The sequence below is a fragment of the Sphingomonas sp. SRI_018 genome (assembly GCF_057586275.1).
The window spans coordinates 28,299-45,779 of sequence record NZ_JBYCZO010000002.1 but is presented as its reverse complement, the minus strand read 5'-3'; the positions used below and the strand labels follow the sequence as shown (position 1 = coordinate 45,779).

Below are 17,481 nucleotides of genomic sequence, written 5' to 3'. Positions count from 1 at the left end.
TGCGCCGAGAAGGCGCCACCAGCGCGCCGGGGACGCGCCAGGAGCGCTACAGCGGCGCTACGCGGAGGCGACAGCGACGCTACGCCGACGCGCTACGGATGAGATCGACGGAGTCAAAGAGCTGGCCGAGGCTCGCACGGCTCGGACTAGGCGAGCCAAGCAGGCGAAATCCTACTTTGCAAGCGGCAGCGGTACGGATCGAAATTTGTGGGGATGGCTAACATCGCTTCCCTTTCCTTCGTCACCCCGGACTTGGTCCGGGGTCCACCTGTCGTCCTCTGAAGTCGAGAGAGCCTCTTGCGTTGCGCTTGCGGCACAGTGGACCCCGGACCAAGTCCGGGGTGACGAAGGGGAAAAGGCACGCGCGCCAATCTCCACAGACCCGCTACACCACGCGCGGCACGCGGGGACGGCCGATCGGGCATTCGAGGGCGGCGCGGTCCCATCCACCGAGGTCGGCGGCGGCATCGTAGGTCGATTGCAGGAACGCAAGCAGCACGGCTTCGGGATCGGCCGCGATGCGGACTGCATCATAGTCGAGCAGCCATTCGCCCATCTCGACACTGAACGCCGCTGCCTCCGGCGACACACGCGCGGCGCCATAGCCCTCGGGCGCCGGATAGGCATAGGCGTAGAAGGCGGGCTTCGGATAGGCGTCGCTGCCCGGCCAGAAGCCGGCGCTCGCCTCCTCATGGCTGTAGGCCTCGCACGTCACGGCGTCGGGCAGGCCGGGAAATCCGCCCGGATGGCGCGGTGCCGTCCGGCCCGAGAAGCGCGTCTCGGCGAGGTCGAAGCTGCCCCAGAAGAAGTGCACCGGGCTCGACTTGCCGAGGAAGCCGGTGCGGTAGCGCGCGAACACGCGGCTGACCGACAGGAGCGCGCGATGGAAGCGGCGCACCGCGTCGCCGTCATAGGGGCGTTCGGCGAAATCCTCGGTGAAGGGATAGGCGCCGGGCAGCTCGTTCGGCATGACGTTGATGCGGGTCGGCGCGCCGAGCTCGGCTAGCGCTTCCATCACCGCGCCGTGGAATCCCGCCATCGTGCCTGCGCGCAGCGGCAGCGTCCGCGTCTCGCCGCGGTCGCTGGCGAGGGAGAGCATGTCGCCGACCAGGTCGAAGTCGATCTGGATCGTGGCGTCCGGCGCGGGAATCGGCCCGGTGCCGAGCCCGCGCACGGTCGGATAGAGCGCGACCTGCCAGCCGTGATTGAGCCACGGGCTGTGCGCCAGCCGGACCTTGCCCACGACCTGCGTCATCAGGTGGAGGTGCTGCGCGGTCTCGCGCCAGGACGGCCAGTCGAGTTCAGGCCATGCGTCGTTCATCCGGCGATCTCCTCCAGCCTGTGCCCCAGCGCGGCGCGATCGGGGATGCGGATATCGAACAGCGTCTCGATGACGTCGCACGTCTCGGTCGGCGACTCGAGGCGCCGTCGTTCGCTCGGGCCATCGACGTGGTGAATCGTCAGGTCGAAGTTCCTGAGCACGCTGCGCCGTCCTGGCGTCGCGCGCGCGACGATCAGTCCGGTCAGGAAATGCGAGCGTGGGCTGGTCGCCGACCACCAGTTGGCGAGCTCATAGTCGATCGGGAGCTGCGGCTGCAGGTCATAGGCATAGACCGGCCGCCATTCGCCGAGCACCGACACCTCCTGCCGCCAGACGTCGCCGTTGTGGATCAAGCGGAACGGGCCGTGCGGGGTCGCCTGCTCGATGCCGTCGACCAGGTCGAGCACGCCGGTCAGCGTCTGGCTGCCGAAGCCGACGTCGGCGATCACCGGGCCTTCGGGCAGGTCGACGCGCAGCACCATGTGGGTGCGGCCGGTCGGTACCTCCTCGGGCAGGTTCCACATCACCCGTGCCGCGTGGCCGGTGACTTGGAAGCCGATCGTTTCGAGCACCGCCTTGAACAGTCCGTTCTGCTCATAGCAATAGCCGCCGCGCCCGGCGTGGACGAGCTTGGCGACCAGGCCGGACAGCGTGAGATCGGGCACCTGGCCGGTCAGCGGGTCGAGATTCTCGAAGGCGAAGGTGCGCGTGTGGTGCGCGACCAGCGTCTCCAGCGTAGCGCGATCGGCGCGCGCATCGCCGTGCCAGCCGATCCGGTCGCGATAGGCGGCGAGATCGGCCGGCGACAGCGTCACACCGCCGTCCCGCCGACCGTCAGTCCCTCGACCAGCAGGGTCGGCTGGCCGACGCCGGCCGGCACGCTCTGGCCGCCCTTGCCGCACATGCCGACGCCTTCGTCGAGCGCCATGTCGTTGCCGATGCCGGTCACCTGGGTCAGCACGGTCGGCCCGTCGCCGACCAGCGTCGCACCCTTGATGGGTGCGCCCAGCTTGCCGTCCTCGATCCGGTACGCCTCGGTGCAGGAGAAGACGAACTTGCCCGAGACGATGTCGACCGATCCGCCGCCGAAGCTCTTGGCGAAGATGCCGTTCTTCACGCGCGAGAGCAGCTCGGCCGGATCGTCGCTGCCGCCGCGCATGAAGGTGTTGGTCATCCGCGGCATCGGCGCGTGGGCGAAGGATTCGCGGCGCCCGTTGCCGGTCGGCTCGACGCCCATCAGCCGGGCGTTGAGGCGGTCCTGGATATAGCCCTTGAGGATGCCGTCCTCGATCAGGACGTTCTCCTGCGTCGGCGTGCCCTCGTCGTCGATGCTGAGCGATCCGCGGCGGTCGTGGATCGATCCGTCGTCGACCACCGTCACGCCTGGTGCGGCGACGCGCTCGCCGATGCGGCCGGAGAAGACCGAGCTGCCCTTGCGGTTGAAGTCGCCCTCCAGGCCATGCCCGACCGCCTCGTGCAGCAGCACGCCCGGCCAGCCCGGCCCCAGCAGCACGGTGAACTCGCCGGCCGGCGCCGGCACCGAATCGAGGTTGACCAGCGCCTGCGCCAGCGCCTCGTCGATCGCGCGGTTCCAGGTGACGGGCTCGAGCAGCCGCTCGTAGGTGGTGCGCCCGCCGGTGCCGAAGGTGCCGGTCTCGCGCCGGCCGTTCGCCTCGACGACGATGGTGACGTTGAGCCGCACCAGCGGCCGCACGTCGGTGGCGACGAAGCCGTCGGGCCGGACGATCTCGACCACGCTCCACGATCCGAGCAGCGAGACGGAGACCTGGGCGACGCGCGGATCGCGGGCGCGCGCGGCGGCGTCGATCGTCTGGCAAAGGTTCACCTTGTCGGCGAAGGGGACGAGGTCGAGCGGATCGGCGTCGGTGTAGAGATGGCGGTTGGTTGCGCGCGGCGGCGCGGCGCGCGGGCCGGCGGCGGGATCGATCAGCGCCATCGTCGCGGCGGCGCGCTTGATCGCCGCCTCGGTCAGCTCGTTGGCATGGGCGAAAGCCGTGGTCTCGCCGGAGACCGCGCGCAGGCCGAAGCCGGCGTGGGTGTCGTAGCTCGCCGTCTTGAGCCGCCCGTCGTCGAAGCCGAACGCCTCGGCCTTGCGGTACTGGAGGTAGAGCTCGCCGTCCTCGGCCCTGGCGAGCGCCTCGGCGGTGAGACGGCGGGCGGCGTCGGGATCGAGTCCCTCGCGATAGAGGAACGAGCGGGGATGGGGGGCGACGGTCATGCGCCCCGATATAGGCGCGTCAGAGGCTCGCGCCAGACGGGATGTCGGGAAGCGTGCCCGGGTCGACCCCGTCGGCCGGTCCGCCGATCAGGACGAAGCGGCGGTCGCAATAGCCGCAGTCGACATAGCCGTGCTCGTCGATCTGGAGATACACGCGCGGATGGCCGAGCGCGGCGGGCAGGCCCTCGCCGGTGCCGTCGCAGGCGACGCGGGGGCTGGAGACTCGGAGGACTTCGGGCGGGGCGATCATGGAGGCGCGGATAGCAAGCCTGAATGCCTTCGTCACCCCGGACTTGTTCCGGGGTCCACTGCGCCACCGCCACTATAGTCGATGTGGCAGGGTGGATGCCGGACCAAGTCCGGCATGACGACTTTGGTTTGATTGCACTGGCGTAGCGACCTAGATGACGCCCATGACCGACGCCGCCATCGCCATCTCCGGCCTCTCCAAGACCTACCAGGGCGGCAAGCGCGCGCTCGACGAGGTGAGCTTCGAGGTGCCGCGCGGGCAGATCTTCGGCCTGCTCGGCCCCAATGGCGCCGGCAAGTCGACGCTGATCAACATCCTGGCGGGTCTCGTCAACAAGACCTCGGGCACGGCGTCGATCTGGGGCTTCGACATCGATGATCACCCGCGCAACGCCAAGGCCTCGATCGGCATCGTCAACCAGGAGATCCTGTTCGATCCCTTCTTCACCCCCTTCGAGACGCTGGAGATCCAGGCCGGCCTCTACGGCGTCAGGAAGGAGCTGCGCCGCTCGATGGAGCTGCTGCGCGCGGTGCATCTGGAGGACAAGGCGAACGCCTATGCCCGCACCCTGTCGGGCGGCATGAAGCGGCGGCTGATGGTCGCGAAGGCGCTGGTGCACCGTCCGCCGGTGCTGGTGCTCGACGAGCCGACCGCGGGCGTCGACATCGAGCTTCGTCAGCAGCTCTGGGCCTATGTGCGCGAGCTGAACGCCGGCGGCGTGACGGTGGTGCTGACCACCCATTATCTCGAGGAGGCCGAGGAGCTGTGCGATCGCATCGCGATCATCAACCACGGCAAGCTCGTCGCCAACGAGCCGACCCGCGAACTGGTCGGCAAGGCGCAGGAGAAGATGGTCGAGGTGACCGTCGACCGCGACGTCACGACGCCGCCCTCCGCCGCCTGCTTCCAGAAGATCGAGGCCAAGGGTGCGCGCGTGCTGTCGATCACCTATCGCAAGGACCAGGCCAACGCCGGCCAGGTGCTCGCCGCGGTGACCGAGGGCGGCTACGGCATCGTCGACGTCTCGACCCGCGAGCCCGATCTGGAGGACGTGTTCCTGAGCCTTACCCGCGCCGCGAATGGCTAGCGGCCCCATTTCCCCGTTCGCGCTGAGCTTGTCGAAGCGCCGTCCTTTCTTCTAATCCGCCCGGGAAAGAAGGGCGGGGCTTCGACAAGCTCAGCCCGAACGGAGGTTGAGTGCCTGATCCTCATTCCACCGACATCCTGATCGTCGGCTCCGGCGCGGCGGGGCTGACCGCGGCGCTCAACCTTGCCGAGCATTTCAAGGTGACGGTGCTCGCCAAGGGCGGGCTCGACGAGGGCTCGACCGCCTGGGCGCAGGGCGGCATCGCCGCGGTGCTGGAGCCCGGCGACACCTTCGAGAGCCATATCGAGGACACGATGATCGCGGGCGCCGGGCTCAACGACCGCGGCGTGGTCGAGATGGTGGTCGAGGGCGCCCCGGCGGCGATCGCGAAGCTGGTCGAGCTCGGCGTGCCGTTCAATACCGACGGCAACGCACTGCACCTGACGCGCGAGGGCGGGCACAGCCATCGCCGGATCGTCCATGTCAACGATGCGACCGGCTGGGCGGTGCAGGAGGCCTTGCTCAAGGCCGCGCATGCCAATCCCAACATCACGTTGGTACCGGACATGGTCGCGATCGACCTCGCCACCAGCCGGCACGAGACGCGCTATTCGGGTGCCGGCAATGTCTGGGGCGTCTATGCGGTGAGCCGGGCGACCGGCCGCGTCGAGCTGTTCACCGCGCGTGCGACCGTCCTGGCGACGGGCGGGGCAGGGCGGACCTATCTCTTCTCGACCGCGCCGCGCGGGGCGACCGGCGACGGCATCGCCATGGCATGGCGGGCGGGCGCACGCGTCTCCAACATGGAGATGATGCAGTTCCACCCGACCTGCCTCTACAATCTGGAGGTCAAGAACTTCCTCATCACCGAGGCGGTGCGCGGCGAAGGCGGGCAGCTGCTGCTGCCGGACAACGGCTACCGCTTCATGCCGGACTTCGATCCGCGCGCCGAGCTTGCGCCGCGCGACATCGTGGCGCGCGCGATCGACCATGAGATCAAGCGGCTCGGCCTCGATTACGTCCACCTCGACATCAGCCATCTCGATCCCGGTTTCGTGAAGGGACACTTCCCCACCATCCACGAGAAACTTTTGGGACTCGGCATCGACATGACGAAGGAGCCGATCCCGGTGGTACCCGCGCAACATTATACCTGCGGCGGCATCGTCATCGACCGCGACGGCCGAACCGACCTGCCCGGTCTCTATGCCGCGGGCGAGTGCACCCAGTCGGGCCTGCACGGCGCCAATCGCCTCGCCTCCAACTCGCTGCTCGAATGCTTCGTGTTCGGCGAGGCGGCTGCGAGCCATATCGCCGCGCATTGGGACGATTTCGCCCCGCCGCCGCCGATCCGTCCCTGGGACGAGAGCCGCGTCGCCGATTCGGACGAGGAAGTCGTCATCAAGCAGAACTGGACCGAGATCCGCCGGTTCATGTGGAACTATGTCGGCATCGTCCGCACCACCAAGCGGCTCGAGCGCGCGGCGCACCGCATCAAGATGCTGCAGGAGGAGGTGGCCGACTATTACGGCCATTTCCGCGTCACGCCCGACCTGATCGAGCTGCGCAACCTGCTGCAGTCGGCCGAGCTGATCGTCCGCTCCGCGCTCCACCGCAAGGAAAGCCGCGGCCTCCATTATACGCTCGACTATCCGGAGATGCTGCCCGAGCCCGTCGATACGGTGCTCGTTCCGTAACCGTTCACCTTTCTGCCGCCATATCGACTCGGTTCGCCGCAGGAAATCGGCAAGACTCTTGCAGTGCGACGGCGATGAGGCTTTTATGGGAAAACGGGCAAGGGCTTAGAGTGAGCGTGGGGTTCGTACCGACATTTACGGCGCTCGAGAGGGCATTGACGCTGGCGGGTTTGGCGCCGGTGGTGTTGCTGGGCGCGGGCGTGCATCAGACGGCGCAGACGCGCGATCTGCTGCCGCCGAGCTATCGCACGCTCATCCCGGTTCCGCCGCCGGCTCCGCGGGTCCAGGCGCCGCTGGCGCTCAAGACGAGCATCCTCGCCCTCCGCAACCGCTTCGATGGGCTCGCCGGCATCTCGGTGCAGAGCGTCGACGACGGCTGGGCCGTCGACAGCGCCGATGCCGACCGGCCGATGCCGCAGCAGAGCGTGAGCAAGCTGTGGGTGGCGATGACCGTGCTCGACGCGGTCGACCGCGGCCGCATCACGCTCGACGACCGGCTGACCATCACCCAGTCGGATCTGACGCTGTTCCATCAGCCGATTGCGGCGATGCTCAAGGACGGCAGCTACACGACGACGGTGCGCGACCTGCTCCACCGCGCGCTGACGATGAGCGACAACACCTGCAACGACAAGCTGCTGCGCTACGTCGGCGGGCCGGCGGCGGTGCGCAGCTTCATCGCCAGCCATGGCATCGAGAACGTCCGGTTCGGTCCCGGCGAGCGGCTGCTCCAGTCGAAGACCGCCGGGCTCACCTGGCGGCAGGACTATGCGATGGGCCGAGCGTTCGAGGCGGCGCGCGCGAGGCTGCCGATCGGCGTTCGCCAGGCGGCGTATCAGAGCTATGTCGCCGATCCGATCGACGGCGCGGCGCCGAGCGGGATCGCCGGTGCGCTGGCGAAGCTGAAGCGCGGCGCGCTGCTGTCGCCCGAATCGACCAGCTACCTGATCAGCACGATGGAAGCGTCCAAGACCGGCAAGCAGCGCATGCGCGGTGCGGTGCCGCCGGGCTGGAGCTTCGGCCACAAGACCGGCACCGGGCAGAATTTCCTGAGCCGCACCGCCGGCTACAATGACGTCGGCCTGCTCACCGCGCCAGACGGGCGCAGCTATGCGATCGCGATCATGATCGGCGACACCGCGCGCACCATTCCCGAGCGCCAGGCGCTGATGCAGGCGGTGGTGCAGGCGGTGGTGGCGAACCACGACGCCGCGACCACGACGATCGCGCGCTAGGACGGTTCGACATTTGAATGAATCCTCCCCCGCCAGGGGGAGGTGGCAGCCGAAGGCTGTCGGAGGGGGCGGATGCCAGAACGATCGTTGGGGAGTCCTCCCCCTCCGTCGCGCTACGCGCGCCACCTCCCCCTGGCGGGGGAGGATTGAAACGCTGACGTGCTGGGAACGCGCTTGAGTTCGCGCGCAAGCGGCGGGAAGCGTGCGGCCGGACGGGCGGATAGGCGGCCGCCATGGATTTGCAACGCTATGACTGGCCGGCGCTGACCGGCGATCTCGATACGCAGGGCTGGGCGGTGCTGCCCGGTCTGCTCGACTCCGCGACCTGCCGCACGGTCGCCGCACTCTATGATGAGTCGGACCATTTCCGCAGCCACGTCGTGATGGCGCGTCACGGCTTCGGCCGCGGTGAATATCGCTACTTCGCCTACCCCCTGCCGGAGCTGGTGTTCGCGCTGAGGACCACGCTCTACCCGCGCCTCGCGCCGCTGGCGAATCGCTGGCACGAGCGGATGGGCCTGCCGGCGCGTTTTCCCGAGACGCACAGCGAGTTCGTGCTTCGCTGCCACGAGGCCGGGCAGCTGCGGCCGACGCCGCTGCTGCTGCGCTACGGCACGGGCGACTACAACGCGCTGCACCAGGACCTGTACGGCGATCAGGTCTTTCCGCTGCAGGTCGCGATCCTGCTGTCGGCGCTGGGCGAGGATTTCACTGGCGGCGAGTTCGTGCTGACCGAGCAGCGCCCGCGGATGCAGTCCCGCGCGCATGTGGCGCCGCTGGGCCAGGGCGATGCATTGGTGTTCGCGGTCAACCAGCGACCGGTGACCGGCACGCGCGGCGACTATCGCGTGACCATGCGCCACGGCGTCGCCGCCGTGCGAAGCGGACAGCGCCACACGCTTGGCGTCATCTTCCACGACGCCAGTTGAGCTCGGACGGATCGCCACCAAGCATGTCGTTTGGTTATGTCTTAAGCCCCTCCCCTTCAGGGGAGGGGTTGGGGGTGGGGAAGTGCGGCAGGCCGTCCGGCTCGTGGATAGTCCCCACCCCAACCCCTCCCCTGAAGGGGAGGGGCTAAATTGCTGGACGTCGATCGGCCTAAGGACAGCTAAGGGTTTGAGGGTCGCGTTGCCCCTGCTATCCCCCGCCCATGCCCCACCTCTATCTGGTCGACGGCTCCGGCTACATCTTCCGCGCCTATCACCGGCTGCCGCCGCTCACCAACAAGCACGGCGAGCCGGTCGGCGCCGTCTACGGCTACACCACCATGCTGTGGAAGCTCGCCGACGAGCTCCACAAGGCCGAGGGGCCGACCCACATGGCGGTGATCCTCGACAAGTCCGAGCACACCTTCCGCAACGAGCTCTACGACCAGTACAAGGCGCACCGTCCGCCTGCGCCCGAGGACCTGGTGCCGCAGTTCCCGATGATCCGCGACGCGACGCGCGCCTTCTCGCTGCCGTGCATCGAGGAGCAGGGCTGGGAGGCGGACGACCTGATCGCCTCCTATGCCAAGGCGGCGCTTGCGCAGGGCTGGCAGGTGACGATCGTCAGCTCCGACAAGGATCTGATGCAGCTGATCGAGCCGGGGCTCGACCTCTACGACACGATGAACAACCGCCGGCTGGGGCCGGAAGCGGTGGTCGAGAAGTTCGGCGTCGGGCCCGACAAGCTCGGCGAGGTGCTGGCGCTGATGGGCGACAGCGTCGACAATGTCCCCGGCGTGCCCGGCGTCGGCCCCAAGACGGCGGCCAAGCTGATCCTGGAACATGGCGACGTCGAGGCCGTGCTTGCCGCCGCCCCCTCGATGAAGCCGGGCAAGCTGCGCGACAACCTGATCGAGCATGCCGAGATGGCGCGGCTTTCCCGCAAGCTGGTGACGCTCGCCTGCGACGTGCCGCTGCCCGATCCGCTCGATGCGCTCGAGCTCAAGGGGATCCCCGATGCGCCGCTGCGCGCCTTCCTCGAGCATCACGGTTTCCGCTCGCTGATCGCCAAGCTGTCGGCGGTGGCGGACGCGCCGGTCGAGACGCCGACGCTGCCGATCGCGCAGGAGGAGGACCCGCCCTGCGACCACGACGCCTATGAGACGGTGGTGGACGAGGCCGCGCTCGACCGCTGGATCGAGCAGGCGCGCTACCAGGGCCATGTCGCGATCGATACCGAGACCACCGGCGTCGACGCCACCCGCGCCGAGCTGGTCGGCGTCAGCCTGGCGCTCGCCCCGAACCAGGCCTGCTACATCCCCGTCGGCCACGGCGGCAGCGACATGTTCGCCGAGAAGCCGGTGCAGCTGGATCGCGAGCTGGTGCTGGCGCGGCTGAAGCCGCTGCTCGAGGACCCGGCGGTGCTCAAGATCGGGCACAACCTCAAATACGACCTGATCGTGCTCGGCCGATTGGGAATCGAGGTCGCGCCCTATGACGACACGATCGTGATGAGCTTCAACCTCGATTCGGGGCTGCACGGCCACGGCATGGACGAGCTCGCCGCGACCCACCTTTCGCACAGCTGCATCGCCTACAAGGACGTGGTCGGGACGGGCAAGAAGCAGCTCGGCTTCCACGAGGTCGATCTCAAGGCCGCCACCCGCTACGCTGCCGAGGATGCCGACGTGACGCTGCGCCTGTGGCGCCGCTTCAAGCCGCGGCTGCCGTTCGAGAGCGTGACGCGGGTGTATGAGATGGTCGACCGGCCGCTGCCGGCGGTGATCGCCGGCATGGAGCGCGCGGGCGTCAAGGTCGATGCCGACATCCTTTCGCGGCTCTCGACCGAATTCTCGCATCAGATCGCGGCGCTGGAGGACGAAATCCACGCCATCGCCGGCTTCAAGTTCACGATCGGCAGCCCCAAGCAGCTGGGCGACGTGCTGTTCGACAAGATGGGGATCAAGGGCGGACGCAAGGGCAAGTCGGGGGTCTATTCGACCGACGTCAACGAGCTCGAGCGGATCGCCGCCGACAAGGATTCGCCCGGACGCGAGATGGTGCAGAAGGTGCTCGACTGGCGCCAGCTCACCAAATTGAAGTCGACCTACACCGACGCGCTCCAGGCGCAGATCAACCCGGCGACGGGCCGTGTCCACACCAGCTATTCGCTGACCGGCGCGCAGACCGGGCGCCTGTCCTCGACCGATCCCAATCTGCAGAACATCCCGATCCGGACCGAGGTCGGTCGGCAGATCCGCGACGCCTTCGTCGCCGAGCCAGGCAATGTCATTCTCGCCGCCGACTATTCGCAGATCGAGCTCAGGCTCGCCGCGCACATCGCCGACGTCGATCCGCTGCGCCAGGCGTTCCTGAACGGCGACGACATCCACAACATGACGGCGATGGAGCTGTTCGGCGAATTGAACCGCGACACCCGCGCGCGGGCCAAGACGATCAACTTCGCGATCCTCTACGGCATCTCGCGCTGGGGGCTCGCCGGTCGGCTCGACGTCTCGTCCGACGAGGCGCAGGCGATGATCGACCGCTATTTCGAGCGCTTCCCCGGCATCAACCGCTACATCGCCGACACGCTGAGGGAGGCGAAGGAGCGCGGCTACACCACCACCCTGTTCGGGCGGAAGACGCATTTCCCGCGCCTCAAGTCCCCCAATCCCAACGAGCGCGGCGGATCGGAGCGCGCCGCGATCAACGCGCCGATCCAGGGCACCAGCGCCGACATCATCAAGCGCGCGATGGCGCGGATGGGCCCGGCGCTCGCCGCCGCGGGGCTGCCGCACGTCCGGATGCTGATGCAGGTGCATGACGAGCTGGTGTTCGAGCTGCCCGAAAGCGATGTCGAAGCGGCGACGCCGATCATCCGCGATGTGATGGCCCGTGCTGCCGAGCCTGCGGTCGAGCTGACGGTGCCGCTCGGCATCGACATCGGGGTCGGACCGAGCTGGGGCGCGGCGCATTGATACTGGTGCGAATCCAGCCCCCTCCACCGTTCGTGCTGAGCTTGTCGAAGCACCGCCCTTCTTCTCTCGGAAGTGAAGGACGGCCCTTCGACAAGCTCAGGGCGAACGGGGTTGGTGAAGTAGCCGCACATGGCTGAATCCCAACAAGACATCGCCGCGCTCGCCAAGGGCGGGCGCACCAACATCCTCGGCTTCGTGCTGCGGCTGGCCGCGCGCCTGCCGTTCCTGTTCATCGCCGGTCGCCTCTACGGGCCGGAGATCGTCGGCCGCTTCGCGCTCGCGGTGCTGGTGGTCGAGTTCGTGGCGATGATCGCGACATTGGGCCTGAAGCGTGGGCTCGCGCAGGCGCTGACCTCGACCGACCGGCCGCACGTCCATGTCGTGTGGGACGCGATGGCGGTGGCGTTCGGCGCCTCGGTGCTGGGGTCGGCGGTACTGTTCGCCTTTCCGCAGGCAATGTATCCCAACAGCCAGGTGATCGGCTTCGAGCGGCTGCTGCCCTGCATCGTCTTCGCCATCGCCTGGTCCGACGTGAGCCTCGCCGCGCTCGCCTATCGCATGAACGTGAAGGCGAGCGTCACCGCCCGCGCGGTGGTCGAGCCCTGGACGATCAGCATCGCGGCTTGGGGGCTCTATTATGTGTCGTCGCGCGACGGGCTGATCCTGGCCTATGTGCTGTCGATGCTGGCGGCGCTCACCGCGTCGCTGGTGCCGTTCGTCAAAAGCTACGGCCTGCCCTATGGCTGGTCGCCGCACATCGCCTCGATGTTCGCGCTCGCGCGGCGCAACGCCCCGCTCGCCGGCGCCGATGCGATCGAATGGGGGACGCGCAACGTCGACCGCTTCATCCTGGGCATCATGTTCGCACCGTCGATCGTCGGCATCTATTACATGGCGCAGCAGGTCGCCTCGCTGCCGCAGAAGCTCAAGACCAGCTTCGATCCGGTGCTGGGGCCGGTGATCACCCAGAGCCTCAAGGAGGGCGATCGCGCCGCCGTCGCCAAGCAGGTGCGGCAGGTCGGCTTCTGGATCATGGCGGCGCAGGGCTGCCTCGCGCTGATGGGGTCGATCCCGGGCGAGGCGGTGATGGGCATCGTCGGGCCGCAGTTCGTCGCGGGCACCGCCGCGCTCGCCTTCCTGCTGATCGCCGAGGTGCTCGCCTCGACTGGCGCGGTGTGCGAATCGGCGCTGGTCTATGTCGCGCGCCACCGCAACCTGATGATCTCGATCGGGGTGCTGCTGTTCCAGATCGTGCTGAGCTTCGTGCTGATCCTGGCGATGCGCGGCCTCGGCTGGCCGATCAATTATCAGGCGGCGGGCGTCGCGGTGGCGCTGATGGTGGCGGTGTTCGTGGGATCGGTGGTGAAGGCGAACTTCCTCTCGCACCTGTTGAAGGCGCCGGTCGCCGGCTGGCGTTGGCCGCTGGTGTGGGCGGCGTTGGCGGCGATCGTGGTCGGCTGGATGTTCACCACCCTGCCCAAGAGGTTCGAATGGGCCGAGCTGGTGATCGGCGAGCCGATGATCGCGCTCACCTATCTTTTCATATTGTGGAAATGGGCGTTCGGCCCGGAGGACCGCGCGTTGTTCCGCAAGGTGCCCCGCGCCGAGGCGATCGACCTCAAGGAGACGGCGGCGACGGGGCATTAGCGGTTAAGTGCTCCTGCGAAGGCAGGAGCCCTGGATCACAGGCCGTCTCGCTTGCGGCCTGCGCTCCTGCCTTCGCAGGAGCACCGGGTCCGCTAGTGGCGGAAATGCCGCATCCCGGTGAACACCATCGCGAGCCCCGCTTCGTCGGCGGCGGCGATCACTTCCTCGTCGCGGATCGATCCGCCCGGCTGGATCACCGCCGTCGCGCCCGCCTCGACCGCCGCGAGCAATCCGTCGGCGAAGGGGAAGAAGGCGTCGGAGGCGACCGCCGATCCGATCGTGCGCGGTTGGGCCCAGCCGGCCTTGTCGGCGGCGTCCTTCGCCTTCCATGCGGCGATGCGCGCCGATTCGAGGCGGTTCATCTGCCCTGCGCCGATGCCGGCGGTGGCACCGTCCTTGGCGTAGACGATCGCGTTCGACTTGACGTGCTTGGCGACCGTCCAGGCGAAGCGGCAATCGGCGAGCTCCTGCGCCGTCGGCGCGCGCTTGGTCACCACCTTGAGGTCGAGCTCGGAGATGGTCCCGTTGTCGCGGGTCTGCACCAGCCAGCCGCCGGCGATCGACCGGGCGGTGAGGCCGAGCCGCGCGGGATCGGGCAGCTCGCCGGTCAGCAGCAGCCTGAGGTTCTTCTTGGCCGCGAACAGCGCCAGCGCCTCCTCGTCGGCGCCGGGCGCCACCACCACTTCGGTGAAGATGCCGGTGATCGCGCGCGCCGTCTCGGCATCGAGCGGCCGGTTGAGCGCGATGATGCCGCCGAACGCCGATACCGTGTCGCAGGCGAAGGCCTCGGCATAGGCTTTGGCGAGCGTGCCCGCGGTGGCGACGCCGCAGGGATTGGCGTGCTTGACGATGACGACGGTCGGCTCGGCGTCGCGGAACTCGCTGACCAGCTCGAGCGCGGCGTCGGCATCGTTGTAATTGTTGTAGCTGAGCTCCTTGCCCTGCACCTGCCGCGCCTGGCCGATGCCCCGCGCGCCAGAGCCGCCCTGGGTGTAGAACGCCGCTTGCTGGTGCGGGTTCTCGCCGTAGCGCAGCGCCTGTCCGCGCCGGAGCGCGATCGGCAGCGTCTCGGGGAAGGTCTCGCCCTGGTCGGCGAAGGCGAACCAGCTCGCGATCGCCGCGTCATAGGCGGCGGTCGCGGCATAGGCCTTGGCCGCGAGCCGCTTGCGGGTGGCGAGGCTGGTGCCGCCGGCCTCCAGCTCGCCGATCACCACGGCATAGTCCGCGGGATCGGTGACGATCGCCACCGCCGCATGGTTCTTCGCCGCCGAGCGCACCATCGACGGGCCGCCGATGTCGATGTTCTCGATGATCTCGTCGCGGTCCGCGCCCTTCGCCACCGTCTGGACGAAGGGATAGAGGTTGACCACCACCAGGTCGATCGCGCCGATGCCGTGCTCGGCCATCGAGGCGACGTGCTCTTCATTGTCGCGCACCGCGAGCAGGCCGCCGTGCACCACCGGATGCAGCGTCTTGACGCGGCCGTCCATCATCTCGGGAAAGCCGGTGAGGTCGGAGATGTCGCGCACCGTCAGCCCCGCCTCGCGCAGCGCCTTCGCCGTGCCGCCGGTCGACACCAGCTCGACGCCGCGCCGCGCGAGCGCCTCGGCGAGCTCGACGATACCGCTCTTGTCGGAGACGGAGAGCAGCGCACGCTTGATCGGAACCTGGTCCATGGACGTCCTTACTTCGATCGGTGGAACCACCAGCTCACGCTCGTCCCGCCGGCGGGCGTTTCCCCGTTGACGACAAGCTGCTGGGTCGGATGGGGGCGGCCGTCGCCGTCGATCCACACGCTTTCCTCGAGCGCGAGGCCGGCGCCGCGGCAGCGGAACTGCCAGAGGAGGTTGCCGGGGAGCCGCAGCAGCGCGGCTTGGCCGTCGGCGGTCATCGCGGCCTCGACATGGGGCGCGAGGTGGAAGCGGATCGCGAACGGCGTGGCTGCGGTGGCGCGCTTGCGCCCGGCGGGCACCAGCATGTCCTCGCCGCGCAGGTCCCGCCCGTCCCCGCTGAGTGCCAGCGTGCGGCGGTGGACGAAGCCGAAGCGGCGGACATAGCCGTCGTGGCTTGCCTCGATCCGGCTGACGGTGTCGCTTTCGGCGCGCGCCAGCTCGACCTCGGCCACGCCCTTGCCGAGCGCGCCGTCGGGCAGCACCGCGGTCGAGTTGGAGTCGGCAAGCACCAGGGTCGAATGGGCGGCGGTAGTGCGCAGCCCCTCGATCAGCGCGGCCGGCAGCGTCGCGTTGGCAATGCGCCCGCCGCCGCAATTGACGATGATGCGGTGCGGCCCGTCCGAAAGCTCGAAGGCCAGCGTCGAGGCGCAGCCCCCCTCCGCCACGCGCGCGACCGGCGGCGGGGCGGCATCGACGATCAGCAGGGTCGATTGCGCCGAGAGCCGCTGGTATCCCCATTCGCGCGCCTGCTTGAGCGGCCGCGTGCGCACGCCGGAGGCGGCGACGATCGCCTCGATCGTCTCGCCGGCGATCGGGCCGCTGCCCTGCCAGCTGGCGAGCCCGCGGTCGCCGTGGCACAGCCCAAGCAGCGGCGGCACCAGCGCCGCGATCGCGCCGGTCATCTCGGCGGGCGGCTCCACGCGCCGCGCGGCATAGACCTCGCGCAGCGCGACCAGCAGCATCAGCGTGTCGAGCTGCCCCGCCGGCGAGCGGCCGAGCGTGCCGCCGTCGCCGGTGATCGAGGCGGCGAGCGCGCGGGCGAGCCCCGCCTCGCCGACCGCGCGCCGCGTCTCGCCGCCGGCGATCATCAGCCCCGCCGCGACCACACCGCACCAGGCGGCGATCCGCGCCGGCCCCGGCGGCACCCGGTCGGCGGTGCGCTCGGCATGGCGCACGCCGCGCGCGAGCGTGTGGAGCACGCTGGAGCGGTAGACGAGGTCGTTCGACGACAGGATCAGCGGCGCATGGGCGATCCAGGCGAGCACGCGGCGCCCGACCAGGTCGGCGCGCCATGCCGGATCGGAGACCTTCTCGGCATGGGCGGCGAGCCAGCGGCGCGTGAGCGCCTCGGCGATCGGGACCGCCTGGTCGCGCGTGGCGACGGTGGACAGGTCGCGCAGCCAGCCGAAGCCGTGGAGATAGGCGGCGAAATCGATCGAGACGTCCGGCCGCGCGAGATCGAGCGCGTCGATCGCCCGGCGCTCGCCCCGGAACATCACCATCGCCTTGAGCAGTGCGTGGCCCCGCGCCGGATCGCCGAGGAAGGGGTCGTCAGCCACCGCGAGCAGCCGCAGCGGATGGCGCCCGCTGAGGGCGAGCCGGTGGAACGGCGTGCGCCAGGCGAGGCGCTGGAACCGGTCGGCGATGCGGTCGGCGAGCGACAACCCCTTGTCGCCGCCGACGCGGATCAGCCTCCTGCCCTGGTCGATCGTGTCGGGGCCGGGCCGGGTCGGGTCGTCGGCGCTCACTGTCCGCGCAGGGCCCGGATATTGTCGGCGTAGCGGTCCGCGCCGCCGGCGAAGGTGGCGGTGCCGGCGACCAGCACGTCGGCGCCGGCATCGATGCATTGCCGCGCGGTGGTGCGGTCGACGCCGCCGTCGACCTCCAGGTCGATCGCGCGGCCCGAGGCGTCGATCAGCTTGCGGATCGACGCGATCTTGCGGAGCTGGCTGGCGATGAAGCTCTGCCCGCCGAAGCCGGGATTGACGCTCATCACCAGGATGAGGTCGACCTCGTCGATCAGATAGTCGAGCGCGGCGATCGGCGTCGCGGGGTTGAGCACCACGCCCGCCCGCTTCCCCAGCGCCTTGATCCGCTGCACCGAGCGGTGGATGTGGGGCCCCGCCTCCGGATGCACGGTGATGATGTCCGCGCCCGCCTCGGCGAAGGCGTCGAGGAACGGATCGACCGGCGAGATCATCAGATGGACGTCGAACGGCTTGGTCGTGTGAGGACGCAGCGCCTTCACCACGCCGGGGCCGATGGTGATGTTGGGCACGAAATGGCCGTCCATCACGTCGACATGGATCCAGTCGGCCCCCGCCGCATCGATCGCGCGGATTTCCTCGCCAAGACGGGCGAAATCGGCGGAGAGGATCGAAGGGGCGATGCGGATCGGCATCCGAGGAGCCTCTAGCACGCATGC

The 17,481-nt window shown here is 69.1% G+C and carries 13 protein-coding genes; 6 read left to right on the top strand and 7 right to left on the bottom strand.

Annotated elements, in window-relative coordinates; translation table 11 throughout:
• Positions 1-385 precede the first annotated feature (385 nt).
• Genes AC2YHA_RS12080 through AC2YHA_RS12065 form a run of 4 tightly spaced genes read right to left on the bottom strand, consistent with a single transcriptional unit; the run spans position 386 to position 3,810 of the window.
• Positions 386-1,321 carry a DUF5996 family protein gene (locus tag AC2YHA_RS12080; RefSeq protein ID WP_487401773.1) on the bottom strand — a complete coding sequence of 312 codons (936 nt, stop codon included), beginning with the start codon at positions 1,319-1,321 and terminating at the stop codon, positions 386-388.
• Positions 1,318-2,136, bottom strand: coding sequence for an arylamine N-acetyltransferase family protein (locus AC2YHA_RS12075; protein ID WP_487401772.1), 819 nt, complete (start codon positions 2,134-2,136; stop codon positions 1,318-1,320). Before AC2YHA_RS12075 ends, AC2YHA_RS12080 begins: the two co-directional genes overlap by 4 nt.
• Positions 2,133-3,560: a metalloprotease TldD gene (gene tldD, locus AC2YHA_RS12070; RefSeq protein ID WP_487401771.1), complete on the bottom strand. Its 1,428-nt coding sequence runs from the start codon at positions 3,558-3,560 to the stop codon at positions 2,133-2,135. Before tldD ends, AC2YHA_RS12075 begins: the two co-directional genes overlap by 4 nt.
• Positions 3,561-3,579: 19 nt before the next feature.
• Positions 3,580-3,810 carry a zinc-finger domain-containing protein gene (locus AC2YHA_RS12065; protein ID WP_487401770.1) on the bottom strand — a complete coding sequence of 77 codons (231 nt, stop codon included), beginning with the start codon at positions 3,808-3,810 and terminating at the stop codon, positions 3,580-3,582.
• A 163-nt stretch (positions 3,811-3,973) separates the two neighbouring features.
• Here AC2YHA_RS12065 and AC2YHA_RS12060 point away from each other — a divergent pair, with 163 nt between their 5' ends.
• The 6 genes from AC2YHA_RS12060 (at position 3,974) to AC2YHA_RS12035 (ending at position 13,383) form a co-directional block, all read left to right on the top strand.
• Positions 3,974-4,897 carry an ABC transporter ATP-binding protein gene (locus tag AC2YHA_RS12060; RefSeq protein ID WP_487401769.1) on the top strand — a complete coding sequence of 308 codons (924 nt, stop codon included), beginning with the start codon at positions 3,974-3,976 and terminating at the stop codon, positions 4,895-4,897.
• Positions 4,898-5,007: 110 nt separating this feature from the next.
• Positions 5,008-6,594: an L-aspartate oxidase gene (gene nadB, locus AC2YHA_RS12055; RefSeq protein WP_487401768.1), complete on the top strand. Its 1,587-nt coding sequence runs from the start codon at positions 5,008-5,010 to the stop codon at positions 6,592-6,594.
• Between the two features lie 110 nt (positions 6,595-6,704).
• A complete protein-coding gene (locus AC2YHA_RS12050) occupies positions 6,705-7,829 on the top strand; it encodes a serine hydrolase (RefSeq protein WP_487401767.1) in 1,125 nt (374 codons plus the stop codon).
• Between the two features lie 233 nt (positions 7,830-8,062).
• A complete protein-coding gene (locus tag AC2YHA_RS12045; protein ID WP_487401766.1) occupies positions 8,063-8,758 on the top strand; it encodes a 2OG-Fe(II) oxygenase in 696 nt (231 codons plus the stop codon).
• Positions 8,759-8,979: 221 nt separating this feature from the next.
• Positions 8,980-11,736 (top strand): DNA polymerase I, encoded by a 2,757-nt coding sequence (polA, locus tag AC2YHA_RS12040; RefSeq protein WP_487401765.1) that lies wholly within the window; start codon positions 8,980-8,982, stop codon positions 11,734-11,736.
• Positions 11,737-11,865: 129 nt separating this feature from the next.
• Positions 11,866-13,383, top strand: a complete 1,518-nt coding sequence (locus AC2YHA_RS12035) for a lipopolysaccharide biosynthesis protein (RefSeq protein WP_487401764.1) — start codon at positions 11,866-11,868, stop codon at positions 13,381-13,383.
• Positions 13,384-13,475: 92 nt separating this feature from the next.
• Here AC2YHA_RS12035 and purH read toward each other — a convergent pair whose 3' ends face one another.
• Genes purH through rpe form a run of 3 tightly spaced genes read right to left on the bottom strand, consistent with a single transcriptional unit; the run spans position 13,476 to position 17,457 of the window.
• Positions 13,476-15,059 (bottom strand): bifunctional phosphoribosylaminoimidazolecarboxamide formyltransferase/IMP cyclohydrolase, encoded by a 1,584-nt coding sequence (gene purH / locus AC2YHA_RS12030; RefSeq protein ID WP_487401763.1) that lies wholly within the window; start codon positions 15,057-15,059, stop codon positions 13,476-13,478.
• 8 nt (positions 15,060-15,067) lie between these two features.
• Positions 15,068-16,804, bottom strand: coding sequence for a heparinase II/III family protein (locus AC2YHA_RS12025; protein WP_487401762.1), 1,737 nt, complete (start codon positions 16,802-16,804; stop codon positions 15,068-15,070).
• On the bottom strand, positions 16,801-17,457 hold the full coding sequence (gene rpe / locus AC2YHA_RS12020) for a ribulose-phosphate 3-epimerase (RefSeq protein ID WP_487401761.1): 657 nt from the start codon (positions 17,455-17,457) through the stop codon (positions 16,801-16,803). The genes AC2YHA_RS12025 and rpe overlap by 4 nt, the downstream gene beginning before the upstream one ends.
• Positions 17,458-17,481 lie beyond the last annotated feature (24 nt).

Bases quoted from the DNA above. Each gene is read 5' to 3' on its own strand.
- AC2YHA_RS12080 (WP_487401773.1), bottom strand. From the start codon at position 1,321: ATGAACGACGCATGGCCTGAACTCGACTGGCCGTCCTGGCGCGAGACC.
- tldD (WP_487401771.1), bottom strand. From the start codon at position 3,560: ATGACCGTCGCCCCCCATCCCCGCTCGTTCCTCTATCGCGAGGGACTC.
- AC2YHA_RS12065 (WP_487401770.1), bottom strand. From the start codon at position 3,810: ATGATCGCCCCGCCCGAAGTCCTCCGAGTCTCCAGCCCCCGCGTCGCC.
- AC2YHA_RS12060 (WP_487401769.1), top strand. From the start codon at position 3,974: ATGACCGACGCCGCCATCGCCATCTCCGGCCTCTCCAAGACCTACCAG.
- AC2YHA_RS12045 (WP_487401766.1), top strand. From the start codon at position 8,063: ATGGATTTGCAACGCTATGACTGGCCGGCGCTGACCGGCGATCTCGAT.
- polA (WP_487401765.1), top strand. From the start codon at position 8,980: ATGCCCCACCTCTATCTGGTCGACGGCTCCGGCTACATCTTCCGCGCC.
- AC2YHA_RS12035 (WP_487401764.1), top strand. From the start codon at position 11,866: ATGGCTGAATCCCAACAAGACATCGCCGCGCTCGCCAAGGGCGGGCGC.
- purH (WP_487401763.1), bottom strand. From the start codon at position 15,059: ATGGACCAGGTTCCGATCAAGCGTGCGCTGCTCTCCGTCTCCGACAAG.
- rpe (WP_487401761.1), bottom strand. From the start codon at position 17,457: ATGCCGATCCGCATCGCCCCTTCGATCCTCTCCGCCGATTTCGCCCGT.